At 68.3% G+C, this 21647-nt stretch carries 19 protein-coding genes, 1 tRNA gene and 1 pseudogene; 13 read left to right on the top strand and 8 right to left on the bottom strand.

Going from position 1 to position 21647, the window contains the following annotated elements:
* The first annotated feature begins 159 nt into the window (after positions 1-159).
* The 3 genes from NNI01S_RS13745 (at position 160) to dnaG (ending at position 4126) form a co-directional block, all read left to right on the top strand.
* The gene (locus NNI01S_RS13745) at positions 160-1314 is read left to right on the top strand and encodes an FIST signal transduction protein (RefSeq protein ID WP_063020439.1); all 1155 of its coding nucleotides are present in this window, start codon (positions 160-162) and stop codon (positions 1312-1314) included.
* Positions 1311-2060: a Mut7-C RNAse domain-containing protein gene (locus tag NNI01S_RS13740; RefSeq protein ID WP_063020438.1), complete on the top strand. Its 750-nt coding sequence runs from the start codon at positions 1311-1313 to the stop codon at positions 2058-2060. The genes NNI01S_RS13745 and NNI01S_RS13740 overlap by 4 nt, the downstream gene beginning before the upstream one ends.
* 146 nt (positions 2061-2206) lie before the next feature.
* Positions 2207-4126 carry a DNA primase gene (dnaG, locus tag NNI01S_RS13735; RefSeq protein WP_063020437.1) on the top strand — a complete coding sequence of 640 codons (1920 nt, stop codon included), beginning with the start codon at positions 2207-2209 and terminating at the stop codon, positions 4124-4126.
* Between the two features lie 78 nt (positions 4127-4204).
* Here the strand turns inward: dnaG and NNI01S_RS13730 are convergent, their stop codons facing one another.
* The gene (locus tag NNI01S_RS13730; protein ID WP_063020494.1) at positions 4205-4450 is read right to left on the bottom strand and encodes a hypothetical protein; all 246 of its coding nucleotides are present in this window, start codon (positions 4448-4450) and stop codon (positions 4205-4207) included.
* 201 nt (positions 4451-4651) lie between these two features.
* Between NNI01S_RS13730 and NNI01S_RS13725 the strand changes: the two genes are divergently transcribed.
* A tRNA-Asn gene (locus NNI01S_RS13725) sits at positions 4652-4724 on the top strand.
* 122 nt (positions 4725-4846) lie between these two features.
* Here NNI01S_RS13725 and NNI01S_RS13720 read toward each other — a convergent pair.
* Positions 4847-5141: pseudogene (locus tag NNI01S_RS13720) on the bottom strand (cation transporting ATPase C-terminal domain-containing protein); the annotation flags it as partial.
* A 162-nt stretch (positions 5142-5303) separates the two neighbouring features.
* The gene (locus tag NNI01S_RS13715) at positions 5304-5729 is read right to left on the bottom strand and encodes a DUF7144 family membrane protein (protein WP_063020435.1); all 426 of its coding nucleotides are present in this window, start codon (positions 5727-5729) and stop codon (positions 5304-5306) included.
* A 257-nt stretch (positions 5730-5986) separates the two neighbouring features.
* Between NNI01S_RS13715 and NNI01S_RS13710 the strand changes: the two genes are divergently transcribed.
* The 3 genes from NNI01S_RS13710 (at position 5987) to NNI01S_RS13700 (ending at position 10019) form a co-directional block, all read left to right on the top strand.
* Entirely contained in the window at positions 5987-7105 is a 1119-nt protein-coding gene (locus NNI01S_RS13710) for an AI-2E family transporter (RefSeq protein WP_063020434.1), read from the top strand.
* Between the two features lie 429 nt (positions 7106-7534).
* Positions 7535-8998: an MDR family MFS transporter gene (locus NNI01S_RS13705; protein WP_063020433.1), complete on the top strand. Its 1464-nt coding sequence runs from the start codon at positions 7535-7537 to the stop codon at positions 8996-8998.
* A gap of 736 nt (positions 8999-9734) precedes the next feature.
* The gene (locus NNI01S_RS13700) at positions 9735-10019 is read left to right on the top strand and encodes a LuxR C-terminal-related transcriptional regulator (protein ID WP_063020432.1); all 285 of its coding nucleotides are present in this window, start codon (positions 9735-9737) and stop codon (positions 10017-10019) included.
* 54 nt (positions 10020-10073) lie between these two features.
* Here NNI01S_RS13700 and NNI01S_RS13695 read toward each other — a convergent pair whose 3' ends face one another.
* A complete protein-coding gene (locus NNI01S_RS13695; protein ID WP_063020431.1) occupies positions 10074-10466 on the bottom strand; it encodes a DUF6010 family protein in 393 nt (130 codons plus the stop codon).
* Between the two features lie 265 nt (positions 10467-10731).
* On the opposite strand from NNI01S_RS13695, the gene mbp1 reads away from it, so the two are divergent.
* Positions 10732-10983, top strand: a complete 252-nt coding sequence (mbp1, locus tag NNI01S_RS13690) for a microaggregate-binding protein 1 (protein ID WP_063020430.1) — start codon at positions 10732-10734, stop codon at positions 10981-10983.
* 80 nt (positions 10984-11063) lie between these two features.
* Here the strand turns inward: mbp1 and NNI01S_RS13685 are convergent, their stop codons facing one another.
* A complete protein-coding gene (locus tag NNI01S_RS13685) occupies positions 11064-12251 on the bottom strand; it encodes a lipase family protein (RefSeq protein ID WP_063020429.1) in 1188 nt (395 codons plus the stop codon).
* A gap of 195 nt (positions 12252-12446) precedes the next feature.
* Between NNI01S_RS13685 and NNI01S_RS13680 the strand changes: the two genes are divergently transcribed.
* A complete protein-coding gene (locus NNI01S_RS13680) occupies positions 12447-13448 on the top strand; it encodes a YdcF family protein (protein WP_063020428.1) in 1002 nt (333 codons plus the stop codon).
* A gap of 1 nt (position 13449) precedes the next feature.
* Here the strand turns inward: NNI01S_RS13680 and NNI01S_RS13675 are convergent, their stop codons facing one another.
* Positions 13450-14193 (bottom strand): glucose 1-dehydrogenase, encoded by a 744-nt coding sequence (locus tag NNI01S_RS13675; RefSeq protein ID WP_063020427.1) that lies wholly within the window; start codon positions 14191-14193, stop codon positions 13450-13452.
* A gap of 571 nt (positions 14194-14764) precedes the next feature.
* On the opposite strand from NNI01S_RS13675, the gene NNI01S_RS13670 reads away from it, so the two are divergent.
* A complete protein-coding gene (locus NNI01S_RS13670; RefSeq protein ID WP_063020426.1) occupies positions 14765-15661 on the top strand; it encodes an alpha/beta fold hydrolase in 897 nt (298 codons plus the stop codon).
* Positions 15662-15704: 43 nt separating this feature from the next.
* Here NNI01S_RS13670 and NNI01S_RS13665 read toward each other — a convergent pair whose 3' ends face one another.
* Complete coding sequence (locus NNI01S_RS13665; RefSeq protein WP_063020425.1) at positions 15705-17096, bottom strand: WS/DGAT/MGAT family O-acyltransferase; 1392 nt, start codon at positions 17094-17096, stop codon at positions 15705-15707.
* A 198-nt stretch (positions 17097-17294) separates the two neighbouring features.
* On the opposite strand from NNI01S_RS13665, the gene NNI01S_RS13660 reads away from it, so the two are divergent.
* From NNI01S_RS13660 to NNI01S_RS13650, 3 genes are read left to right on the top strand one after another with little or no spacing between them, the layout of a single operon-like run.
* Entirely contained in the window at positions 17295-18197 is a 903-nt protein-coding gene (locus tag NNI01S_RS13660) for a metal-dependent hydrolase (RefSeq protein WP_063020424.1), read from the top strand.
* Positions 18194-19297 carry a PDR/VanB family oxidoreductase gene (locus NNI01S_RS13655; protein ID WP_157114760.1) on the top strand — a complete coding sequence of 368 codons (1104 nt, stop codon included), beginning with the start codon at positions 18194-18196 and terminating at the stop codon, positions 19295-19297. Before NNI01S_RS13660 ends, NNI01S_RS13655 begins: the two co-directional genes overlap by 4 nt.
* A 32-nt stretch (positions 19298-19329) precedes the next feature.
* Positions 19330-21108 carry an SDR family oxidoreductase gene (locus tag NNI01S_RS13650; protein WP_063020423.1) on the top strand — a complete coding sequence of 593 codons (1779 nt, stop codon included), beginning with the start codon at positions 19330-19332 and terminating at the stop codon, positions 21106-21108.
* Here the strand turns inward: NNI01S_RS13650 and NNI01S_RS13645 are convergent, their stop codons facing one another.
* Positions 21109-21624: a UCP032817 domain-containing protein gene (locus NNI01S_RS13645; RefSeq protein ID WP_157114759.1), complete on the bottom strand. Its 516-nt coding sequence runs from the start codon at positions 21622-21624 to the stop codon at positions 21109-21111.
* Between the last annotated feature and the right edge of the window lie 23 nt (positions 21625-21647).

Below are 21647 nucleotides of genomic sequence, written 5' to 3'. Positions count from 1 at the left end.
ACCTGCTCGCATCGTCGTCGTACCGGCCGCGCCACCGGAGTAACGAGCGGCCGACCTCGGCGCACCGCCCTCGATGCGGATCCTTCCGCCATATCGACGACGAAAAGTGCTGTATGCCAACGCAATTCCCTCCAGCTTCCGGTTGGCTACCATGGAGGGGTGCGGATCGGAGTAGGGCTCTCCACCGCGCCCGAAGCGCGGCGAGCGGGCATGGAGGCCGCAGCGCTCGCCCGCGACCAGCTCGCGGGCGAGGCGCCGTCCCTCGCTGTGCTGCTCGCCTCCCGCGCGCACACCGACGAGGCCGTGGAGGTGCTCTCCGGTGTGCACCGGACGGTCCGGGTACCCGCTCTGGTCGGCTGCGTGGCCCAGGCGATCGTGGCGGGTCGCCGCGAGATCGAGGACGAGCCCGCGGTCGCGGTGTGGCTGGCCACCGGATTGCCCGCCGCCGAGACCTTCCAGCTGGACTTCCTCCGCACAGCGAGCGGCGGGCTGCTCGCGGGTTATCGCTTCGACAAGGCCGCGCGCGACTTCCACCTGCTGCTGCCCGACCCCTACTCATTCCCGGCCGATCTCCTGCTGGAGTACGTGAACACGGATCTGCCGGGCACCATCGTGATGGGCGGATTGGTGAGCGGCGGCCGGGGCCCCGAAGGCAGTCGGCTGTTCCGCGACCACGCCGTGGTCACCTCGGGCGCGGTGGGGGTGCGCCTGCCCGGCCTGCACGGAGTGCCGATCGTGTCCCAGGGCTGCAGGCCGATCGGTTACCCCTACACCGTCACCGGTGCGGACGGCACGGTGATCACCGGGCTCGGCGGCCTGCCCCCGATCGAACGGTTGCGCGAGATCGTCGCTGTGCTGCCCCCCGATCAGCAGGAACAGCTCGCGCGCGGACTGCAGATCGGATTCGTCGTCGACGAGCATCTGGCCGAACCCGGGCAGGGTGACTTCCTGATCCGCGGCCTGCTCGGCGCCGACCCGTCCAGCGGCGCGATCGAGGTGGGCGAGGTCGTGGAGGTCGGCACCACCGTCCAATTCCAGGTGCGCGACGCGATCGGCGCGGACCGGGACCTGCGCGCGGCGTTGGCGCGGGCGCGCACCGATCTGGCCGGGCGTCCGGCCGGTGCGTTGCTGTTCACCTGCAACGGACGAGGCCGCCGGATGTTCGGGATCGCGGATCACGACGCCACGACGATCGAGGACTTGCTCGACGGCATTCCGCTCGCGGGCTTCTTCGCCGCGGGCGAGATCGGGCCCATCGCCGGCCGCAACGCGCTGCACGGGTTCACGGCGTCGATGGCGCTGTTCGTCGAATGAACGTCGACCTGCGTGTATACGCCGAACTCAACGACTTCCTGCGGCCCGGCGAGCGGTTCACCGCGCTGCGCCGGCCCTGTCGCCCGCACCAGACCGTGAAGGACGTCATCGAGGCCGCAGGCATCCCGCACACCGAGGTCGACCTGATCCTGGTCGACGGACGACCGGTCGGCTTCGACCATCGTCCGCGCCCCGGCGGGCGGATCACCGCCTATCCCGTCTTCGAGACCCTCGACATCGGTGGTGTGACCAGAGTTCGCCCCCACCCCTTGCGTGAGCCCCGGTTCCTCGCGGACGTGAATCTCGGCGGCCTCGCCAAGCTGATGCGACTGCTGGGCTTGGACGTGCACTGCCGGTGGGACGCCGGAGACGCCGAACTCGCGGAGGTGTCGGCGGCCGAGCATCGGATCCTGCTCACCCGTGACCGGGGGCTGCTGAAGCGCCGCAACGTCACCCACGGCGTCTACATCCGGTCCGATCAGCCGGTCGACCAGGTCGTCGAGGTGGTTCGGCGGCTCGACCTCGTCGCGCGCCTGGATCCGTTCACCCGGTGCCTGCGCTGCGGCGGCGTCGTCGCCGAGGTCGCCAAAGCCGAGGTCGAGGATCGGCTCGAACCGCTCACCCGCCGCTACTACAACACCTTCAGGCAGTGCCTCGAGTGCGGCCGGATCTACTGGCAGGGCTCCCACCAGGCGCGGCTGGCCGACACGGTCGCGGTGATCCGCGCGGAGCTGGAGCGCTCCTGACCCCTCGGCCGGGCGATCCCGGCTCGGCGACGACCCGAGAAGAGCCGGACGCCGGCGGCGACCCCGCTCGACGGCGGGTTCGGCCGGAACTCGCTGTGCGGAGCCGCCCGGGCGCGTCGGCCCCGTGTTCGCCTAGACTCTCTGCCGTGGCCGGACGACTTCCTGATCGCGATATCGCGGCGATACGCGAGCGCGTCCGGATCGAAGACGTAGTGGGCGAGTACGTCGCGCTCAAGCGCGCCGGAGCCGACTCCATGAAGGGTCTGTGCCCGTTCCACGACGAGAAGTCGCCGTCGTTCCACGTGCGCCCCAATCACGGGCTGTTCCACTGCTTCGGTTGCGGTGAGGGCGGCGATGTCTTCGCTTTCCTGCAGAAGATCGAGCACGTCGGGTTCGTCGAGTCGGTCGAGCAGCTGGCCGACCGGATCGGCTACCAGATCAACTACGAAGGCGGCGGCACCTCGGTGCAGCGCGACCGGGGCACCCGGTCCCGCCTGGTCGCGGCGAACGCGGCGGCACACGAGTTCTACATCGCCCAGCTGCGCGAGCCGGAAGCCGAAGCCGCCCGCAAATATCTCACCGATCGCAACTTCGACGCCGCCGCCGCGCACACTTTCGGCTGCGGCTACGCCCCCGCGGGGTGGGACAGGCTCACCAAGCATCTGCTGCGGAAGGGTTTCGACTTCAAGGAGCTGGAGGCCGCCGGGCTGTCGAAGCAGGGTCAGCGCGGCCCTATCGATCGCTTCCACCGGCGGCTGCTGTGGCCGATCCGGAACCTGTCCGGCGATGTCATCGGCTTCGGCGCCCGCAAACTCTTCGACGACGACACCATGCCCGGCAAGTACATCAACACGCCGGAAACATTGCTGTACAAGAAGTCTCAGGTGCTGTTCGGATTGGATCACGCCAAGCGCGAGATCGCCAAGGGGCACCAGGCGGTCGTCGTCGAGGGCTACACCGACGTCATGGCGATGCACCTGGCCGGGGTCAAGACCGCCGTCGCCTCGTGCGGCACCGCCTTCGGAGACGAGCACCTCGCCCTGTTGCGCCGCCTGATGATGGACGACAACTTCTGGCGCGGCGAGATCATCTACACCTTCGACGGCGACGCCGCGGGCCAGGCGGCGGCCCTCAAAGCCTTCTCCGGCGATCAGAAACTGGCCGGTCAGACGTATATCGCCATTGCGCCGGACGGGCAGGACCCGTGCGAGCTGCGACAGCGATCCGGCGACGCGGCCGTGCGCGATCTGGTCGCCCGGCGAACGCCGCTGTACGAGTTCGTCATCCGCGGCCTGCTCGCCGACCACAATCTGGACACCGCCGAGGGGCAGGTGGAGGCGCTGCGCCGCGCGGTGCCGGTGGTCGCGCAGATCAAGGACAACGCCCTGCGCAAGGCGTACGCCACCAAACTCGCGGGCTGGGTCGGCTGGGACGACATCCAGACCGTCGTGCGCCGCGTCGGCGAAGAAGCCAAGCGGCACCGCAACGGCGGAGGCCGCACCGGGGCGGTGCGAGCGGCCGCGCCGCGCGAAGTGGTCGCCGAACATCCTGCGGCACGGCCCAATCCGAACGACCCCACGCTCCTGCCGCAACGTCAGGCGCTCGCGGCCGCGCTGCAGTACCCGGCGCTGGCCGGAGCGGGTTTCGACGCACTCGAGGCCGAGGCTTTCACCCACCCCGCCTACACGGTTCTGCGCGCGCTGATCGCCGAGGCGGGCGGTACCGCGGCGGGACTCGGTGGCGCCGAGTGGGTCAACGCCGTCGCCGACCGCACCGACGACCTGACCGTGCGCGCCCTGCTGTCGGAGCTGGCCAACGAGCCGCTACCGGTGAAATCGGAGGCCGACATCCCGCGCTTCGTCGCCGGGGTCCTGGCGCGCACCCAGGAGGCATGGGTCGGCAGGCAGATCGCCGAGCTCAAGTCCAAGCTCCAGCGGGTCTCGTCGACCGAGCAGCCGGACGCATACTTCGCCCTCTTCGGCGATCTCGTCGCCCTGGAGCAGTACCGCAAGAGCCTGCTCACCCAGGCGATGGGCAACCACGGGGACTTCGCCACCGGGGCCTGACCGACCCGCGCAGGTACATCCGGCTCGATTCCTCGTCCGGTGTTCGACCAGGCCCGGGAATCGGTCTCCAGTGGCCGGTCAGCGCCGCAGCTGGTCGTGCGGCACCAGCACGGTGGTCCGCTCGTCGAGCGGCTCCATCGGCTCCAGGCGCGGGCGGGTGCTGAGCTTGTCCGCCAGCCTCTGCCTGCCGACGAGCACGAGCTTGCGGGTCACCGGGCTCCCGGTCAGCGCGCGGGTGGCGGCGCTGATCTGTTCGTAGCGAGCCCGCCCGGCCTTGCTGCCGAGTACGTAGCCGGCCGCCACGCCGATGATCAACCGCAGCATCTCGATGTGCTCCTCCCAGTTGCCAGTTCGCCGCTCCATCCTGCCCGACGCCCCACACGCCTGTCGATCCGGACACCCGAAGGCCCGCCCCCGCCCACGCGGACAAGTCAGCAGGTAGCGACACGATTTGGGCTCCCGCCCAGCCATACGCTAGAGTTTCTCCTCGGCCCGCCCGGTACGAACCGGCCGAGCCAAGGGCAATCCCCTATAGCTCAATTGGCAGAGCAGCCGACTGTTAATCGGCAGGTTTCTGGTTCGAGTCCAGATGGGGGAGCAGAAAACGGCCTCTGACCACAGATCATTCTGCCAGGTCGGAGGCCGGATTCGTATCCGGGGTCAGGAACCGGAAAATTCTTCACAAGGCAGACCGGTCCCAGGTTCTTTGGTCGACGCGCCTCAGAGGCGGGCTCGTAGCGGGTCCACCGCAGCGGCGGGTGGGAGGGGAGCTGCGGCGGGTGGGCGCCGCTTGCGGCGCAGTGCTTTCTCCGCCTCGACGACGATCGGGATGATCAGTGACCAGCCGAGGCAGGCCAGCCATTGACGGCCGTTCAGTGACGTGGTCATGAGCAGGTCCTGGAGGAAGCCGGTTTCGACGGCGAACACCGTGACGACCAACGGGGATCGACAGGACTTTCCGCGTGCCGAGAATGGGTGGCTCCAATCGGGAGTCGGGGTCGGCCACCAGCCCCGATTCACGGTCGGAGTCCAGCGCGGTGACCACGGCTTCGGCGTCGCGGGCGAACCAGTCCATGGCGGTGGGGAGCGGGTGGGGTCCCGGGGCGCGTGGGAGGCCATGACCGTTCGTCCTTTCGAACGCGGGAGCAGTCGTCGTGACCGCGAACGTCCTCGCTGGTCAGCGGTTCGGCTGCCAGGTGGTCACGGCCCAGATGACCACCACGCTGAGCGCGATGACCAGCAGTGACCACGCCGGGTAGTAGGGCAGCGACAGGAAGTTGGCAACGATCACCACGGCGGCGATGAAGACCGCGGCGTAGCGGCCCCACGTGGTGCCGAACATCAGTCCGAGCGCGCAGGCGATGCCGATGACGCCGAGAATCAGATGGATCCATCCCCAAGTGGTCGTGTCGAAGGCATAGATGTAGTCGGCACCGGCGACGTAGAGCTCGTCGTCGGCGATCGCCACGGCGCCCTCCAAGAGCGACATCGCGGAGAGGACCAACAGCAGGACCGCCGCGACGACCGAGATCCCGGTGGCGACGCTCTGCCGTTGGAAGGGCTCTTCGGGCGGGAGATTCTGGACCTCGGATTGCTGGGTCATGGCGGACTCCTGCTCGACGTCGGACCCGGACCCGCCGAATGTTGCCCCGTGAGAGGCGCGCACGCCTCACCTGTTCTGGGTGAATTCGGATCGGCGGGTGCGAAACACCGGACGCAGAGCGGTCTGCTGCCGAGCGGCGGTATTTGTCGCGCCTCACCCGCGAAGGATGAGGGGTAGGCGGGCCCGCGCGGCCTACGATCCTCGAGTAGGTCCTGACGAGCAGCAACGTGCGATGGGAGTCGCCGGTGGCATCGGAGATGGATGACGCGACCCCGTTCGGGCAGCGCGACGCGTGGTCCGTCCCGCGCGGATTGATCGTGCTGCTGGCCGGCGCCGGGGCGGTGGTCTCGATCGCCGGGATCAAGGTGTTCGCGGGCATAGTCGGTCCGGTTTTCCTCGCTCTGATGCTCACTGTCGCGGTGCAACCGATTCACGCCTGGGCGCGGCGGCGCGGCCTCCCGGCCTGGGTGGGCATGGCGCTGGCGCTGGCGGCGGTCTACGCCATCGTGGTGGGGCTACTAGCGGTGCTGGTGGTGTCGGTCGCGCAGCTGGCGACGGAAATGCCCGGTTATGCCGACGAATTCGATGCTTTGCTAGACGGGGTGCGCGCGTCGCTCACGGATGCCGGTGTCGGCGGCGACCAGATCCGCGACCTGCTCAGCGGCGTCGACTGGCACCACCTGACCACGGCGCTGCAATCCGCCCTCACCGGACTGGCCGGCGTGCTGTCCGACCTCGTCTTCGTCATCGTGTTACTGCTGTTCATGGCCTTCGACGCGGCGTCGATGGGCCGACGCGTCGCGATCGTCACCGAAGTGCGCCCCGATATCGCGTTCGCGCTGGAGACCTTCGCCTCGGGAACTCGCCGCTACCTGGTCGTGTCCACGGTGTTCGGATTGATCGTCGCGGTGTTCGACGGGCTGGCGCTGTGGTGGCTGGGTGTCCCGCTGCCGCTGCTGTGGGCGGTGCTGTCGTTCATCACCAACTTCATCCCCAATATCGGCTTCGTCGTCGGCTTGGTTCCGCCCGCGCTGCTGGCGCTGCTCGAAGGCGGTCCGATGTTGATGATCTGGGTGATCGTGGTCTACAGCGTGATCAACTTCGTCATCCAGTCGTTGATCCAGCCCAAGTATGTCGGCGATGCGGTCGGCCTGAGCGTGACGGTGACCTTCCTGGCGCTGGTCTTCTGGGCCTGGGTGCTGGGCGCACTCGGCGCATTACTCGCCATCCCGCTCACCCTGCTGCTCAAAGCGGTACTGCTCGACATCGACCCCGCCACCCGCTGGGTCAGCGCCTTGATCAGCAGCGCACCGGTGAATCCAGCCGACGAAAGCAATGACGAGAAACCGCCGCCGACGGGAGAAGTCAGACGATGAATTTCGTACGTGAGCCTGGATCCGATTGTCCGGGGCGAGGCCGCGGCGATGCTCGGATCGGCCGATACCGCGGCGGTTTCCGAGGCGATCTGCATGCGGCGCTGCATGATCCGGACGCCGCGTGGGTGACGGTTCGCCGGCAGAGGACCGCCGCGTCCACCGACCCGCGAGACCGGACAGTGACCAGGCTCACGATTACCTCTGGGGTGCTGTGCGAGGTACCGCTGAACAGCGGTTTTCTGCCCGAGGGCGGGTGCATCGACCGGAAAACCAGGTGATTTGTGTCGGTGCCGAGCGGAATACTGACCCGCGCCCGATGAGTTCGTGCAGTCGACGCCGTCTCAACAGTTGTGGCGCCGGGACGCGATCCGGTGACTCGGCAACGGGCCACATGTACCTGTCAACGACTCCTTGCTCCGGAGGTATCCGATGTCCGCCGAATTATCCGCTCCCGCCTCGGGAGGGCGGACACCGACCGTCATCCGGGTGCTGGTGCTCGCGACTTTCGTGGTGATCCTGAACGAGACCATCATGATCAACGCGATTCCGCGGTTGATGGAGGACCTCGCGATCACCGACCGGGCGGCGCAGTGGGTGTCGACGGCGTTCATGCTGACGATGGCGGCGGTCATCCCGACCACCGGCTGGTTCCTGCAGCGCGTGTCGACCCGGCAGGCGTACGTCGCGGCGATGGGCGTCTTCCTGGCGGGTACCGCGCTGTCGGCGGTCGCGCCGTCGTTCGCCGTGCTGCTGCTCGGCCGGATCGTCCAGGCCTTCGGCACCGCGGTGATGATGCCGCTGCTGATGACCACACTGATGACGGTGGTGGCCGAGCACGACCGCGGCCGGGTGATGGGCAATGTCACCTTGGCCATCTCGGTGGCGCCCGCGATGGGGCCGGTGATTTCCGGAGCAGTGCTGCAGATCGGTTCGTGGCGCTGGCTTTTCGTGCTGGTGCTGCCGATCGCGGGAGTGATCTCGTGGCTGGGACTGCGTCAGCTGGAGAACGTGGGTGAACCGCAAGCGGGGCAGATCGACTCGGCCAGCGTGGCACTCGCGGCGCTCGGGTTCGGCGGGCTGGTGTTCGGGCTCAGTCGCTTCGAGAGCGGCAATCTCGCCGGTCCGGCGCTGATCGTCGCCGCGGGCTCGGCCCTGATCGCCGGGTTCGTGTGGCGTCAGTTGCGCCTGCAGCGCACCGGCACTCCGCTGCTCGATCTGCGGGTTCTGCTGTCGGGCACCTACACCAAGGCGCTGATCCTGATGTCGGTGGCCTTCATGGCGATGCTCGGATCGATGATCCTGCTGCCGCTGTACCTGCAGAATCTGCGTGGCCTGAGCCCATTGGCCACCGGCTTGCTGGTGATGCCCGGCGGGCTGGCGATGGGTCTGCTCGGCCCCACCGTCGGTCGCCTGTTCGACCGGTTCGGCGGACGCTCGCTGGTGATTCCGGGGTCGATCGGCATCGCCGCGTCGCTGGCCGGGTTCACCCAGATCTCGATGACCATGCCGTACTGGCAGCTGCTGGCCCTGCACATCCTGCTGATGGTGTCGCTGGCGGCGGCCTTCACCCCGGTCTTCACGCTCGGTCTCGGTGCGTTGCCGCAACAGCTGTACTCGCACGGCAGTTCCATGCTCGGCACCTTGCAGCAGGTCGCCGCGGCGTTCGGCACTGCTCTGGTGGTGACGGTGATGTCGGCCCGCGCCACCTCGCTGGCCGCGGAGGGCACCGACGTAGTCACCGCGCATCTCGACGGGATGCGGCTGGCCTTCCTCGTCTCGGCGGCGCTGGCACTGGTCGTGATCGTCATGGCGGTGCTCTTGCCGAGCCGGGCGGCCGCTCCGGAACAAGCGGTCGAGCCCGAGGCGGCGACGCCGCAATTGACCAAGCACTGAACAACTCTCACCACGGCGAAGCCCCTGTCCGCATCGACGGCCAGGGGCTTCGCCGTGTCTCGGTGGCTCCGAGTCGTGCCTCCGGGTTCTCGCTCATGGGTATTCGCGGGGACCGTGTTGCCCGTTGCCATCTGGAGCGGCAACGGGCAACCCCTGTTGCCCGCCGACTGCCCACCGGATGCTGGAGCCGTAGTTCGCGGCTGGCTGCACACGGGCCTCGCAGGTGATCCGAAGATGACAACGCCGGCGTTGCGGCAACGACGGAAGGAATGCGCCGACCGACACTGACTCATCGACCCGCGGCTCAGCGGGAGCTCGATTGCTGAGCGCGTGGCTCTGGTCGGGAACGAAAACCCGACCATATGGGGAATCAAACCAACCAGAATCCTCCACGACCGGGTTATCGGATGCACGCGGTCGGGTATATGACCGAACGTTTGCTGTTCAGGCCCCTCGAAGCTCGGCCCGAGTGCAGACTGTTCTTGCAAAACCGTGGTGTTTCGATCGAAAACGAGATTTGTGATCGCGAGACATCCGGGAGGATAGTACTCGAGGGGGCGACGAACTGGTCGGTTCAATTCCTGTCTTCTCATCCCGTCTCATCGATCTTTACCACCGCGCAGTACTGCGTGGATACCGCCCGCGAGGGGGATGCCCTGCCGCGCCGAGAGCCGTCGGCATCGGGACCTTGTCTTCGAATGACTCGAAATAGCGAAGTATTGCAAAGGATTGGTTCATGAGTATCGCGTTCGACCACAGGAACGACCAGCTGTCCGCTGGACTGGGACCGCGGGAGCGTCCGGCGCTGAGCAGCCGGGAGATCGAAGTGCTGCTGGCGTGGATCGCGTCGGACTCGAAGGTGGAAGTCGGGCGGCGCCTGTACATCTCGCTCGGGACGGTCAACACTCACCTGTCGCGGATCAGGGACAAGTACGCCGCGGTCGGCCGCCCCGCTCCGACGAAAGCCGCTCTGGTCGCCCGCGCATTGCAGGACGCGCTCATCGACATCGATGACCTCTGAACTCCGTCAGCGCACGGGTGCGGATCGCTGGAGCCGGTCCGCGTGACATTCGGTTCAGGGAACGGCCGCTGTGCGGCGGCGGAAGAGCGAGGGGCCGCCGTATAGGCACCACACGGCGATGACCGGGTCGCAGATTCCGCAACCCAGGGACGAGTCGTGTGCGAACGGGATGATGGGGTTGCCTTTGAAGTGATGCGATAGGTCCCATGCGGTGTGCAGGAGCCAGGCGATGCCGATGAAGGTCCAGGACTCCAGTCCGCGGTAGGCGCAGTAGGTGACGACGGCTGTGAAAACGAATTCCCAACCGCCGAACCCGCCGCCGCTGAGATAGGCCGCCCCGGCGCCGGCGACCATGACGGCATTGAAACGGCGCCGATGCGGCTCCGGGATCGCCGACATCGCGACCGCGTACAGAACGCCGATCAGCACCGGCGCGACGTAATTCATGATCGGCGAACTCCTTGTGGTCAGGTCCCTTCGCGAACCGAATTTATCGAGGCGACCGAGCCTTTCCCAGAGGCATTTACGCCACGTCCCGCCTGAAATTCGCCAGGCGGGAGCATAGTCGGGCCCCCATTCTTTGCGCGGGATGGGTGGGCAGACGATGTCCGCTTCGGAGGCGGCGGGAGGTGGTGGGCGTCACAGGACGATTGACGTCGCCGGAGGCGGGTATGCGGCGGATGTCAGCCGACTAGGAATTGGGAGGTATGTGATGCCGGAGCATCAGAGCGGACCCCGGGAAGCTGTCGAGGGTGTCGTCGAGGACATCAAGGGGAAGGCGAAGGAAGCCGCTGGCGTCGTCACCGGTGACGAGGACCTGAAGAAAGAGGGTCGCGCCCAGCAGGACAAGGCCGAATCCCAGCGGGATGCGGCGCAGAAGGAAGCCGAGGCCGAAAAGGCCCGTGCTGAAGCGGATCTCGACGAGGCGCGCCAGAGCGCGTACGAGAGCGGCAAGGACGTCTAGTCCTCGGCGCGAATCCGATGTGGCGGTCCGCGGAACGATCCGCTCCCGGTCGGCGGTGAACAGCCGCCGCCGGGCCGCCCTCAGCAGTTACTCGGTGCGGGCACACCGTGGAAGCGCGCGTCCAGCCAATCGATGGCGGACGGGACGCCGAGTACCGCGGTGGACAAATGGTCCGGGCTGAGCATTTTCTCGTATTGCACTCGTGCGCCCGCGTCGCAGTACCGGCGGAGCGTGGCATCGATCGACTCCACCGGAATAAGGGCGTCGTTCTCGGCGCGCCATTGGTATATCGGTGTGGCCGGGACGTTTCCGTAGAGTTCCAGGCTGTTCTCCTCGAGCACGGCCCGTGCGCGCTCGTCGTCGGCCAGCGAATTCGAGGCCGCGACATCCACGATCCCCCGGCCCGCGCCGGCCAGCAGGATCTCGTTGGTGCAACTGTCGGCGATCCGGTTGCGGACCGACAGTCCGACCGAGTTCAGCTGTTCACTCACCGGCAGCCGCGCCGGGTATTCCCGCTCCAGCCCGAGGGCGGCGGCGAAGGCGAGACCGAATGCCGCGTGCGGCGCGTAGCCCAGGCCTTCGATCATCTTGACCAGGTTCATCGGCACCCCGCCCGCGGCGACGCCGACGAGCGGCAGTTCCGGCGCGTAGGTCGGCGCCAGCGCGGCCGCCCATGCGCTCGCCATCCCGCCGCCGGAGTAGCCGAGCATGGCGATGCGGCTGTCCGCCAGTCCCAGTTCCGTGACGCGCCGGGCGGCGCGCAGCCCGTCCAGGGTGATCATGCCCCCGAGTTTCGCGGCGCCGTAGGCGCTGGTGGGCCCCAGGTGATCGGGGAGAGCGACCGACCAGCCGCGCAGGAGCAGGGCGTTGAGCGCGGGCGCTTCGCGCACAGCCAGATTGGGGTCGCTGGTGTAGAGCACGCGGGAGACCGCGCACTTGGTGCCGAGTGCGTTGATGATGTGCTGGTAGGACAGCAGCGGCCGGCCGGGGGTGGGATTCGGCGGGGTCAGCACGGTGGTGGTGGCCGCGATCGGCTCACCCGCGGAGTTGGTGGAGCGGAACTTGATCATCGTGACCGTCGAACCGGGGAACGCGGGAAGCGCGGGCATCGGCCGTACGGCGAGGACGTCGCCCGGGGCGGCGTCGAGGTCGGCCGGAGTGGCGTAGAACGGGTCCGGATCCGGCGCGGGATAGATCGGCTGCGCCGCGGCCTGCGGTGTGATCACACAGAGCGCGGCCGCTGCGGTGGCGATGACCAATCGAAGCATGTTCTTCGTCGACTCCCATTCATCACGACGTGCTGGTGCGTAACGCTGGTGTGCTGAAGTCGAATGCATCCGGACGATCGCCAGTGACCGATGCCCGGACCTGCACACTGTAGGGGACGATCGGAAAAAGCCGAGGTAGCCGCGCCGCTCGGGGACGGCCGGGCGCGGTGCTCACCGGTCGGTTACCGTAGCGCGGTGTTTCTGCTGGTCGTGGGCGTCGTCCTGTTCGGTGTGTTCGCGGTGCGATTCGGCAGGGACCGAAGGCGGCTCGGCCACGGGGTGTTCCTGCTTCTCGGGACGGGGTTCGTCGGCGCGTGGGCGGTCGGCCGGATCGTCGAGGGCGATCTGCCGGTGGTGCTCGCACCGCTGGTGGTGCTGCTGTCTCCGTTGCTGGTCCTGGTGCTCGCCGGGTTGTCGATCGCCAACGGCGCGCAGCTGATTCGCCGTGAGGGCTGGCATGTCCCGAATCTGCTGCCACTGGGTCTCGGGATAGCGCTGTTGGTGCCGTATGTGGTGCTCGGGCTGGCCCTTCTGACCGGAAGCCTCTGGCTCGCAGTGCTTTTGGCGTCACTGACGATGGCGATCAGCTACGTCGGGTTTTTGTTCACCGCGTTCCTGCTGTATTCGCTCTGCTACGGCCTGTTGCCCTATCAGCGCGGGATGGACGCGATCGTCGTGCACGGAGCGGGGCTGGTCGACGGGGAGGTGTCGCCGCTGCTGGCCGCGCGCCTGGAGCGAGCGATCGAGGTATACCGCGGGGAAACGGACGACGGGCGTGCCCCGCTGCTGATCGCCAGTGGCGGTAAGGGATGCGACGAGGAGGTCTCCGAGGCGGCGGCGATGGCGGAGTACCTCATCGGCCGCGGCGTGCCGGAAGACCGCGTGGTGCTGGAGGACCGATCGGGGTCCACCGAGGAGAATCTGCTCTTCACCAAGCGGCTGCTCGGCGAGTGCGGCAAGACTACGCGCATGGTGCTGGTGACGAGCAATTTTCATGTGCTGCGCACGGCGATCCTGGCGCGCCGCCTCCACCTCGACGCCGAGGTGACGGGCGCCAGGACCGCCTTCTACTACCTGCCCAGTGCGTTCCTGCGCGAATTCGCCGCGCTGCTGGTGGCCTATAAATGGAGCACCGCTGTCGTGGGCGTCGCGCTGGTGTCGCTGCCGCCGCTCGCTCTGCTGGCCACCCGCGGCTGACTCAGCCGAAGCTCTTGTGCGGGACGCCCACGGTCAGACCGCCGTCGATGACGAACTCGGCTCCGGTGGAGTACGACGATTCGTCGCTGGCCAGGAACGTCACCAGGGCGGAGACCTCAGCCGGGTCGGCGGCGCGACCGAGCGGGATCTGCAGGAAATCCTCGGGGATGTTCTCCGTCATCGGGGTGCGAATGAGGCCGGGATGCACGGAATTCACCCGGATCTTGTACTGCGCCAGTTCGAGCGCGGTGGATTTGGTGAGCCCGCGCACGGCGAACTTGGTGGCGGTGTAGCCGTGCAGCCCCGGGCTGCCGCGCATGCCCTCCACAGAGGAGATGTTGATGATCGAGCCTCCGCCCGCCTCGATCATCGCGGGCGTGGCGGCCTTCATGCCGAGGAAGGTGCCGGTGAGGTTGACATCGATGATCCGCTGCCATTCGGCCAGCTCGAACGCGACGAGCAGGTTGCCGTTGACGATGCCCGCGTTGTTCACCAGGACGCTCAGCGACCCGAATCGCTGCACCGCCTCGCCGACGGCTGTGCGCCACTCCTCTGGCTCCCGCACGTCGAGGTGCACGTAGGCGGCGTTGTCGCCGAGCTCCGCGGCGAGCGCGGCCCCCTCGTCGTCGAGCACATCGCCCAGCACCACGCGCGCGTCCGCGGCGACCAGGGCCCTGGCGTGTGCCGCGCCCATTCCGCGCGCTCCGCCGCTGATCAACGCCACCTTGCCGGTCAACCGCCCCATCCGGGGTACCTCCGTCTCTCGAACCGTCTGCAACACGTTACAGAAACGCGCCCTGTGCCGACGCGTCTGGCGACAGTAACCCAGGTGGAGGCGGTGGACGGGCGGCTCTTCCGGGTGTGCCGCCGCGTGGCCGCACGTCGCTGCCCTCGGGTTCGCTGCCGTCGCTCGGCCGGTCCTCTGTCGGACTGGCGGAGGCTGGACGGGCTCGGGGTTCGGCCGCACGTCGCCGCTTGGCGGCCGCACGTCGCCCGGGCATCGGATCGCATACAGCGACAGGCCGGGTGAACATCGAGGTATCCGGCTCTGTCGAGATGACGCCCGCCGTCTCCGTCGAACCATCTGGCGTGTGTCCCGGGTCGCGATCGGCCGATCTCGACCGCCGCCCGGCCGATGCCGGCCGCGACGTTCCCGGTCGCTGCGTACCGGGATCGCCGCGCGGTCGGCGCGTAGGCAAGGGGTTCCGCGCGCCTCGCTGAGGGTGACCGGCAGGCGTCCCCAGGGCGCGGGTATGCCATGATCATGTAGAACGCGTTCTAAAAATGTCCTGCGGTGCGACCCAGGGAGGTGCGTCATGACGAACTCCGGCCGAAGCGTGCCGCGGTTGGGCGGACGCTTCCGGGTGCCGGACATCGCCGAGGTGCCCGGGGGCCGCCTGGTCGACCTCGCGGGCCGGGGCCGGACCTACGTCGTCGACATCCCGGGGCCCGAGCACGCGCCCACGCTGGTGCTGCTGCACGCCACCGCCTGTACCGCGTACCTCACCTGGTTCCCTTCCCTGGCGGCGCTGGCGCGGCGGTACCGGGTGGTCCTGTTCGACCAGCGGTGGCACGGGCGCGGCATCCGCTCCGAGCGGTTCACCTTGGAGGACTGCGCCGACGACGTGGCGGCCGTGCTCGACGCGCTGAGCATCGACCGCGCCGTCTGCGTGGGGTTCTCGCTGGGCGGAATCGTGAGCCTGCTGGCGGGCCATCGCCATCCGGACCGGGTGAGCGGGCTGGTGCTCTGCGCGACGCCCTATCGGTTCCGCGAGAAATGGCGCGAGCACGCTTTTCATCAAACGTTCGGCGCCTTCGCCGCCGCGGTGGGGCCGCATTCCTATCGCCGTGCCGAGAAGCTCGCGGGCCGGTTGCCCGAGCTTCCGGCGGTCACCTGGGCGCCGGGGCGGCTGGATCGCTGGGCGTTCGGCGAGTTCCGCAGCACCAGTGGGTGGGCGCTCACCCAAGTTCTCGCCGTGGTCGGTCGTTTCGACGCGACCGCGTGGCTGCCCGACCTGGCGATGCCGACGGCCGTGGTCGTCACCACGCGGGACCGGGCGATTCCGGCCTACCGGCAGGTGGAGATGGCGACGATGATCCGGGGTGCGAGCGTGCACCGTGTCGCGGCCGGGCACGCGTGCTGCGTGCTCGAGGCGGACCGTTTCGTGCCGGTGTTGCTCGAGGCGTGCGAGGCCGTCGCCGCGCGGCTGTGAATGGCGCCCTGTCCGGCGGCGGTGGCGGACAGGGAACCGGCGCTCAGCCCGATTTCCGCGCCGCGGACAGCAATTCGGCTACTACGCCGGGAACGGCGTCGGTGAGCGCCCCGATGTCGGGCACCAGTTCCTTGCAGGCGATGAAGCCGAAGTTCAGCTTGTCGTTGTTCGACAGCACGGTCACCGTCAGTCCCGCGCCGTGGAACACCGGCCCGAACGGGTACATCCCGTCCACCCGGATGCCGAGGAAGTACAGCGGCATCGGCGGCCCGGGCACGTTGGACACCACCAGGTTGTGCACCACCGGATGCATCTCCGCCAGCTTGAGCGACGAGTACATCCGCGCCGCGAGCCGGAAGGTGTTCGGCGGCGCGTACTTCGACCAGTCCTGCAGGAAGTCGGCGCCGATCACTTCGTGCTCCTCCTTGGCCCCGCGATTGGCCTCGGCCACCTCGCGCAGGCGTTCCACCGGGTCGGCGATGTCGGTGCCGAGCCGTGCGAACAGCGCGGAGACCTTGTTGATGCCCGCGGTGTGCCGGGTGGACTCGTGCACCGAGACGGGCACGGAAGCGATCAGCGAACGGTCCGGCAATTCGTCGCGTCCGGCCAGGTAGGAGCGCAGCGCACCGGCGACCACGGTCAGCACCACGTCGTTGACCTTGACGCCGAACGCGGAGCGGATCTCCTTGATGGCGTCGAGTTCGACCTGGGTGAACGCGACGGCGCGGTGCGGGGTGATGGCGAGATTGAAGGGCGTGCGAGGAGCGGAGAACGGTACGGCCATGCCCGTCTTGTTCTCGCGCCGACGCTGCGCGAAGCCGGCGACCACGCCCACGGTTTTCGGCAGCATGCCGACGATGCCCGCCCGGGTCGGGAATTTCACCACCGCTTCGGCCAGCAGCTGCCAGTCGTTCGGCTTCCGTTCGGGGCGCCACTGCTGCTCGGGTACCTCTTTGGTGACGCCGGGCTCCGGATCGCACAGATGCATCATGAGGTTGGCGCCGGTGATGCCATCCACGGCGGCGTGGTGGTATTTGCAGATCACCGCGACCTTCCCGTCGTCGAGGCCCTCCACCACGGACATCTCCCACAGCGGGCGATCACGATCCATGGGACGGCTGGCGATGTCGCCGAGGAGTTCGGCCAGTTCACGGCGCCCGGCCGGCGCCGCGATGGCGATCCGGCGCACGTGGTAGTCGAGGTCGAAGTTCGCGTCCTCCACCCAGACGGGGTGGTCGAGATTCAACGGCACCTCGTATACGCGGCGGCGCATCTGCGGGATCAGCGGAATCCGCCGCGCCAGTTCGGCCTTGAATCCCTCGAAGGAGTAGTCGCCCGGCGACGGGTCGAGGATCAGCAGCGCGCAGACGTGCAGATGCTGGGTCCCGGTTTCCAAGTAGAGAAAGCTGGCATCCAATCCGGTCAATCGTTCCATAGCAAAAGCCTACTAGAACACGTTCTAGTTCTGTGCCGGAAACGGCCGGTGTGACGACTGTCGCGAAGTTGTGTCACCGTACAGCGCGGCCGCGTCCTTTTGTGTGTTACCGAAGGTTCTATATATGTGTATGATCCTTGCTACGGATATGTAGGAATCGCGCGGCGATTGCGGGCGCGTGCCGATCGAGGAGTATCGATGAAGCTACTTCGCAGGGCTGGGTGGCGGCCCGACACCGACCCGGGCGCCGTGGCGCTGCACGCTCGCAATGTGCGTTTCGACTGGTCGGACACCCCACTGCGCTGGATGCCCGCCGAGCCCATCGCCTCGCATCTGATCAATTCGCTGAATCTGCTGCTGCCCGAAGGCGAGCGCATGTTCTGCGCGACGTACGCGGAGGCCCTGCCCTCTGTGCGGGACGAGAAGCTGCGCGAGGCGATGCTCGGGTTCATCGGTCAGGAATCGATGCACGCCGAGACGCACGACAAGGTGCTGCACGAGGTGCTCGCCGGGCACGGCATCGATCCCGAGCCCTATCTGCGCCAGGCCGAGTACCTGTTCCGCCGCACGCTCGGGCCGAAAGATGTGGCGGGCGTAGCCGAACGGCAGGTGCTGATCGAGCGGCTGGCCTTCATCGCCTGCCTGGAGCACTTCTTCGCCTACCTCGGCGATTGGGTGCTCAACGCCGACCTGGAACGGTTCGGCGCCGATCCCCGCATGGCGGACCTGTTCCGCTGGCACGGGGCGGAGGAGGTCGAGCACCGCCACGTCGCACACGACGTGGCCGTGTACTTCGGCGCCGGATACGTGCGGCGCGCCGGACTGATGCTGCTGGTGTTCCCGATCTTCCTCACCCTCGTGGTGCGCGGCACCAAGTTCCTCGTCCACCAGGACCGGGATCTGCCCGACCTCGGCTATCCCCGCCTGCTCGCGAAGGTCTTCGGCGCGATGCGGCGCGGCGCGTTGCCCGGCGTTCCCTCGCTGTTGTGGAGTGCGCTGAGCACCTTCAACCCCGGCTACAACCCCGAGACGGTGGGTTCCACCGCGCAGGCGGTGGCCTACCTGGCCAAATCCCCGGCGGCGCAGGCGCAGGCCTCGTGACGTCGCCGGTGCCCGAGCGTCTGCCCGCGGACCTGTTCGGCAGGCGCGAGGTCGACCGCACCGTGCGGGTGCTCGACGCGGTGGCCTCGGCGCGATTGCGCTGGACCACCCTGGTCAACCGGCGCGAGCCGCGTGCGCGGGTGGACGACCGGCGGCTGGCGCTGGTGGTCACCGAGCGGCGAATCGAGGCGCACGATCAGGACGTGGTGAGCCTGCGGCTGGCCGCCTCCGATGGGCGCGCGCTGCCGCGCTGGCGTCCAGGCGCCCACCTCGATCTGGAGCTGCCTTCCGGCCGCCTGCGGCAGTACTCGCTGTGCGGCGACCCGGCCGACGTACGCGCCTACCGGGTGGCGGTGCGCCGGATTCCGGAAGGCGGTGGTGGTTCCGTGGAGGTGCACGACGCGCTTGCGGTGGGGACGCCGATCGTGGCGCGCGGCCCGCGCAACGCTTTCCCGTTCGCCGTACCCGGCCACGGATCGCCGGCCACGCGTTTGCATTTCGTCGCGGGCGGCATCGGCATCACGCCGATCCTGCCGATGGCCAGGCTGGCGCACCGCCTCGGCATCGAGTGGTCGATGGTGTACACCGGGCGCAGCCGGGACACGCTGCCGTTCCTCGAGGAGATCGCGGGCTTCGGCGACCGCGTCCTTGTGCGCACCGACGATGAGCACGGGCTTCCCGACGCGAGCGCCCTGCTGCCCGGCATCGGGCCCGACACCGCGGTCTATTGCTGCGGTCCGGTGCCGATGACCACCGCGATCGCCACCGCCGTGCGCGGAATGCCCTACGTGGAACTGCATTCGGAGCGGTTCTCGCCACCGCCGATCGTGAACGGCAAGCCGTTCGAGATCCGATTCGCCTCCACCGGGGAGCTCGTCGAGGTCGGCGCGGATCGCACCGCGCTCGACGCCATCCTGGCCTCCCGGCCGGACCGTCCGTACTCGTGCAGGCAGGGCTTCTGCCGCACGTGCAAGGTCCGGGTGCTGGCCGGCGAACCCGACCACCGCGACAGCGTGCTCACCGATGCCGAACGGGAGGCGGGCGCGATGCTCGTCTGCGTCTCGCGCGCCGACGGTGGCCGCCTCGTGCTCGATCTGTGATCCGGCCTCCGAGCCGGTCGAGGAGAATCTTGATGACCACTACCGAAATCGCCGAACTCCCGGCGGTCGAACGAACGGTACGCAGCGGCGAATTCGACCTCGCCGTCTACGAATACGGCGACCCGGCCGCGGAAACCGTCGTGCTGGTGCACGGCTGGCCCGACACCCACCATCTCTGGGACGCGGTCGTGCCGAAACTGGCCCGGCGGTTCCACGTCGTCGCCTACGACACCCGTGGGCACGGGCGCTCCACCCGCACCCGGCGCACCGCCGACTTCCGGCTCGATCGACTGGCCGCGGACTTCTACGCCGTCGCCGACGCGGTGAGCCCCGACCGCCCGGTGCACGTCCTCGCCCACGACTGGGGTTCGGTGCAGGTATGGGAAGCGGTGTGCGAACCTGGCGCGACCGCCCGGATCGCGTCGTTCACGTCCGTCTCGGGGCCGAACCTGGACCACATCGGCAAGTGGATCCGCAACCGCCTGGCCCGCCCGACACCGCGCAACGTGTGGCAGCCGTTCACCCAGCTGCTCTCGTCGGCGTACACCTTCTTCTTCATGGCTCCCGGCCTGCCGCGGGCCGCCTTCGGTCTGATCGGGACCGAACGCTTCTGGCAGCGGGTCGTCTCGATCATGAACGAGACCGCGCCGTCGAATGTGCGCCTCGGTCCCACCTTCCGGACCGACATCGTCGACGGACTGCTGATCTACCGCGCGAACATCGTGCGACACATGCTCGCCCCGCGTGAGCGGCACACCGAGGTGCCGGTGCAGCTGATCGTCGCCGGACGCGACGTCGCCGTGCGGCCCGCGGGATTCGACGACGAAGACAAATGGACCGAGCGGTTGTGGCGGCGAAACGTACCCGCCGGGCACTGGATGCCGTTCTCGCATCCGGAACTGCTGGCCACCGCGACCACCGAATTGATCGACACCCTCGGCGGCGCGGCGGCGCCCCGGACCCTGCGCCGGGCCGAGGTGGGCCGCACCGCGCGGCCGTTCGAAGACCAGCTGGTGGTCGTCACGGGCGCAGGCAGCGGCATCGGCCGTGCGACCGCGCTCGCCCTCGCCCGCCGTGGCGCCGAGATCGTCGTCTCCGATATCGATTTCGCGGCGGCGAAGCAGACCGCCGAGCTGATCGCCGCCGAACACGGTGTGGCGCATGCCTATCCGCTCGATGTCGCCGACGAAGGCGAGATGCGGGCGCACGCGGCTACGGTGTTGCGGAACCACGGCGTGCCGGACATCTTGATCAACAACGCCGGGATCGGTCAGGCCGGTGGTTTCTTCGAGACCTCGGCGGAAGAATTCGACCGGGTGCTGCGGATCAATCTCGGCGGCGTGGTCACCGGCTGTCGCGCGTTCGGTCCGGCCATGGCCGAGCGCGGCCTCGGCGGGCACATCGTGAATCTCTCCAGCATGGCGGCCTATAGTCCGCAGCAGGGATTCAGCGCGTATTCCACCAGCAAGTCGGCGGTGTTCATGTTCTCCGACTGTCTGCGGGCCGAAATAGCCGGTCGCGGAATCTCGGTACACACCATCTGCCCCGGCATCGTGCACACCGGCATCGTGCGGCGCACCCGGTTCTCCGGTGTCGGAGCGGAGGAGGAGAAGCGCAAGCAGGAGCGTTACGACAACCTCTATCGGATGCGGCGTTACGGCCCGGAGAAGGTGGCCGAGCGGATCGTGCGGGCCGTCGAGGCCAACCGCAGCGTCGTGCCGGTGACGCCGGAGGCCCATCTGCAGTATCACTTCGGGCGGCTCGCGCCGGGCGTCGTCCGATTCCTGGCGGCGCGGGTGAAGCTGACCTGATCAGGAGGCGAGGGCGCGGGCGAGTTCGGCCTCGACGGCCTCGACTCGCCCGCGCTCGATGCCCCAGGGGTGCTCGACACCGACCCGGCGATCCAGATCCCACAGCACGCATTCCTCGCCCGGAGCCGCTACGAACGACCACGCCACCACGGTGCGGCCGAGCTGCTCGGCCATGGTTCCGTGCGCGGGATTCGGCGGTCCGTCCCCTTCCGGAAAATGGTGCAGGAAGCGGCCGTAGGCGGTGGCACAGAAGTCGGCGTAGCGCTTGGTGCACAGGATGAATCCGTGCCATGCCTCGTCCACCGCGTGCGAGGGCATGCCGATCACCTGGTCGTCACGCATGGCGGCGCCGCAGCACAGCAGCCACTGCCGCAATCCCTTGTCCACCAACTCCCGTGGCTGCCACGGACAGGTCTTGTAGACGGCTTCGGGCAGTTCCAGCGCGTCGACGGCGGCTCGGACGACCGCCGAATCGATGTCGCGCGCCGGGGCTCGACGGAACCTGAAGTTCACCACAGTTCACTGTACGTGCGCGCCGA

Origin of the sequence: Nocardia niwae NBRC 108934 = DSM 45340, from assembly GCF_001613465.1 — a bacterium.
GTDB classification, from domain to species: domain Bacteria; phylum Actinomycetota; class Actinomycetes; order Mycobacteriales; family Mycobacteriaceae; genus Nocardia; species Nocardia niwae.
The sequence above is the reverse complement of the archived record's forward strand: the minus strand, read 5'-3'. Positions and strand labels throughout refer to the sequence as shown.

Coding starts and splice junctions, on each gene's coding strand:
- NNI01S_RS13740 (WP_063020438.1), top strand. CDS start 1,311: ATGAACGTCGACCTGCGTGTATACGCCGAACTCAACGACTTCCTGCGG.
- NNI01S_RS13710 (WP_063020434.1), top strand. CDS start 5,987: ATGGATGACGCGACCCCGTTCGGGCAGCGCGACGCGTGGTCCGTCCCG.
- NNI01S_RS13650 (WP_063020423.1), top strand. CDS start 19,330: ATGACCACTACCGAAATCGCCGAACTCCCGGCGGTCGAACGAACGGTA.
- NNI01S_RS13695 (WP_063020431.1), bottom strand. CDS start 10,466: ATGAATTACGTCGCGCCGGTGCTGATCGGCGTTCTGTACGCGGTCGCG.
- NNI01S_RS13660 (WP_063020424.1), top strand. CDS start 17,295: ATGAAGCTACTTCGCAGGGCTGGGTGGCGGCCCGACACCGACCCGGGC.
- NNI01S_RS13715 (WP_063020435.1), bottom strand. CDS start 5,729: ATGACCCAGCAATCCGAGGTCCAGAATCTCCCGCCCGAAGAGCCCTTC.
- NNI01S_RS13730 (WP_063020494.1), bottom strand. CDS start 4,450: ATGCTGCGGTTGATCATCGGCGTGGCGGCCGGCTACGTACTCGGCAGC.
- NNI01S_RS13685 (WP_063020429.1), bottom strand. CDS start 12,251: ATGCTTCGATTGGTCATCGCCACCGCAGCGGCCGCGCTCTGTGTGATC.
- mbp1 (WP_063020430.1), top strand. CDS start 10,732: ATGCCGGAGCATCAGAGCGGACCCCGGGAAGCTGTCGAGGGTGTCGTC.
- NNI01S_RS13670 (WP_063020426.1), top strand. CDS start 14,765: ATGACGAACTCCGGCCGAAGCGTGCCGCGGTTGGGCGGACGCTTCCGG.
- NNI01S_RS13675 (WP_063020427.1), bottom strand. CDS start 14,193: ATGGGGCGGTTGACCGGCAAGGTGGCGTTGATCAGCGGCGGAGCGCGC.
- NNI01S_RS13700 (WP_063020432.1), top strand. CDS start 9,735: ATGAGTATCGCGTTCGACCACAGGAACGACCAGCTGTCCGCTGGACTG.
- NNI01S_RS13665 (WP_063020425.1), bottom strand. CDS start 17,096: ATGGAACGATTGACCGGATTGGATGCCAGCTTTCTCTACTTGGAAACC.
- NNI01S_RS13705 (WP_063020433.1), top strand. CDS start 7,535: ATGTCCGCCGAATTATCCGCTCCCGCCTCGGGAGGGCGGACACCGACC.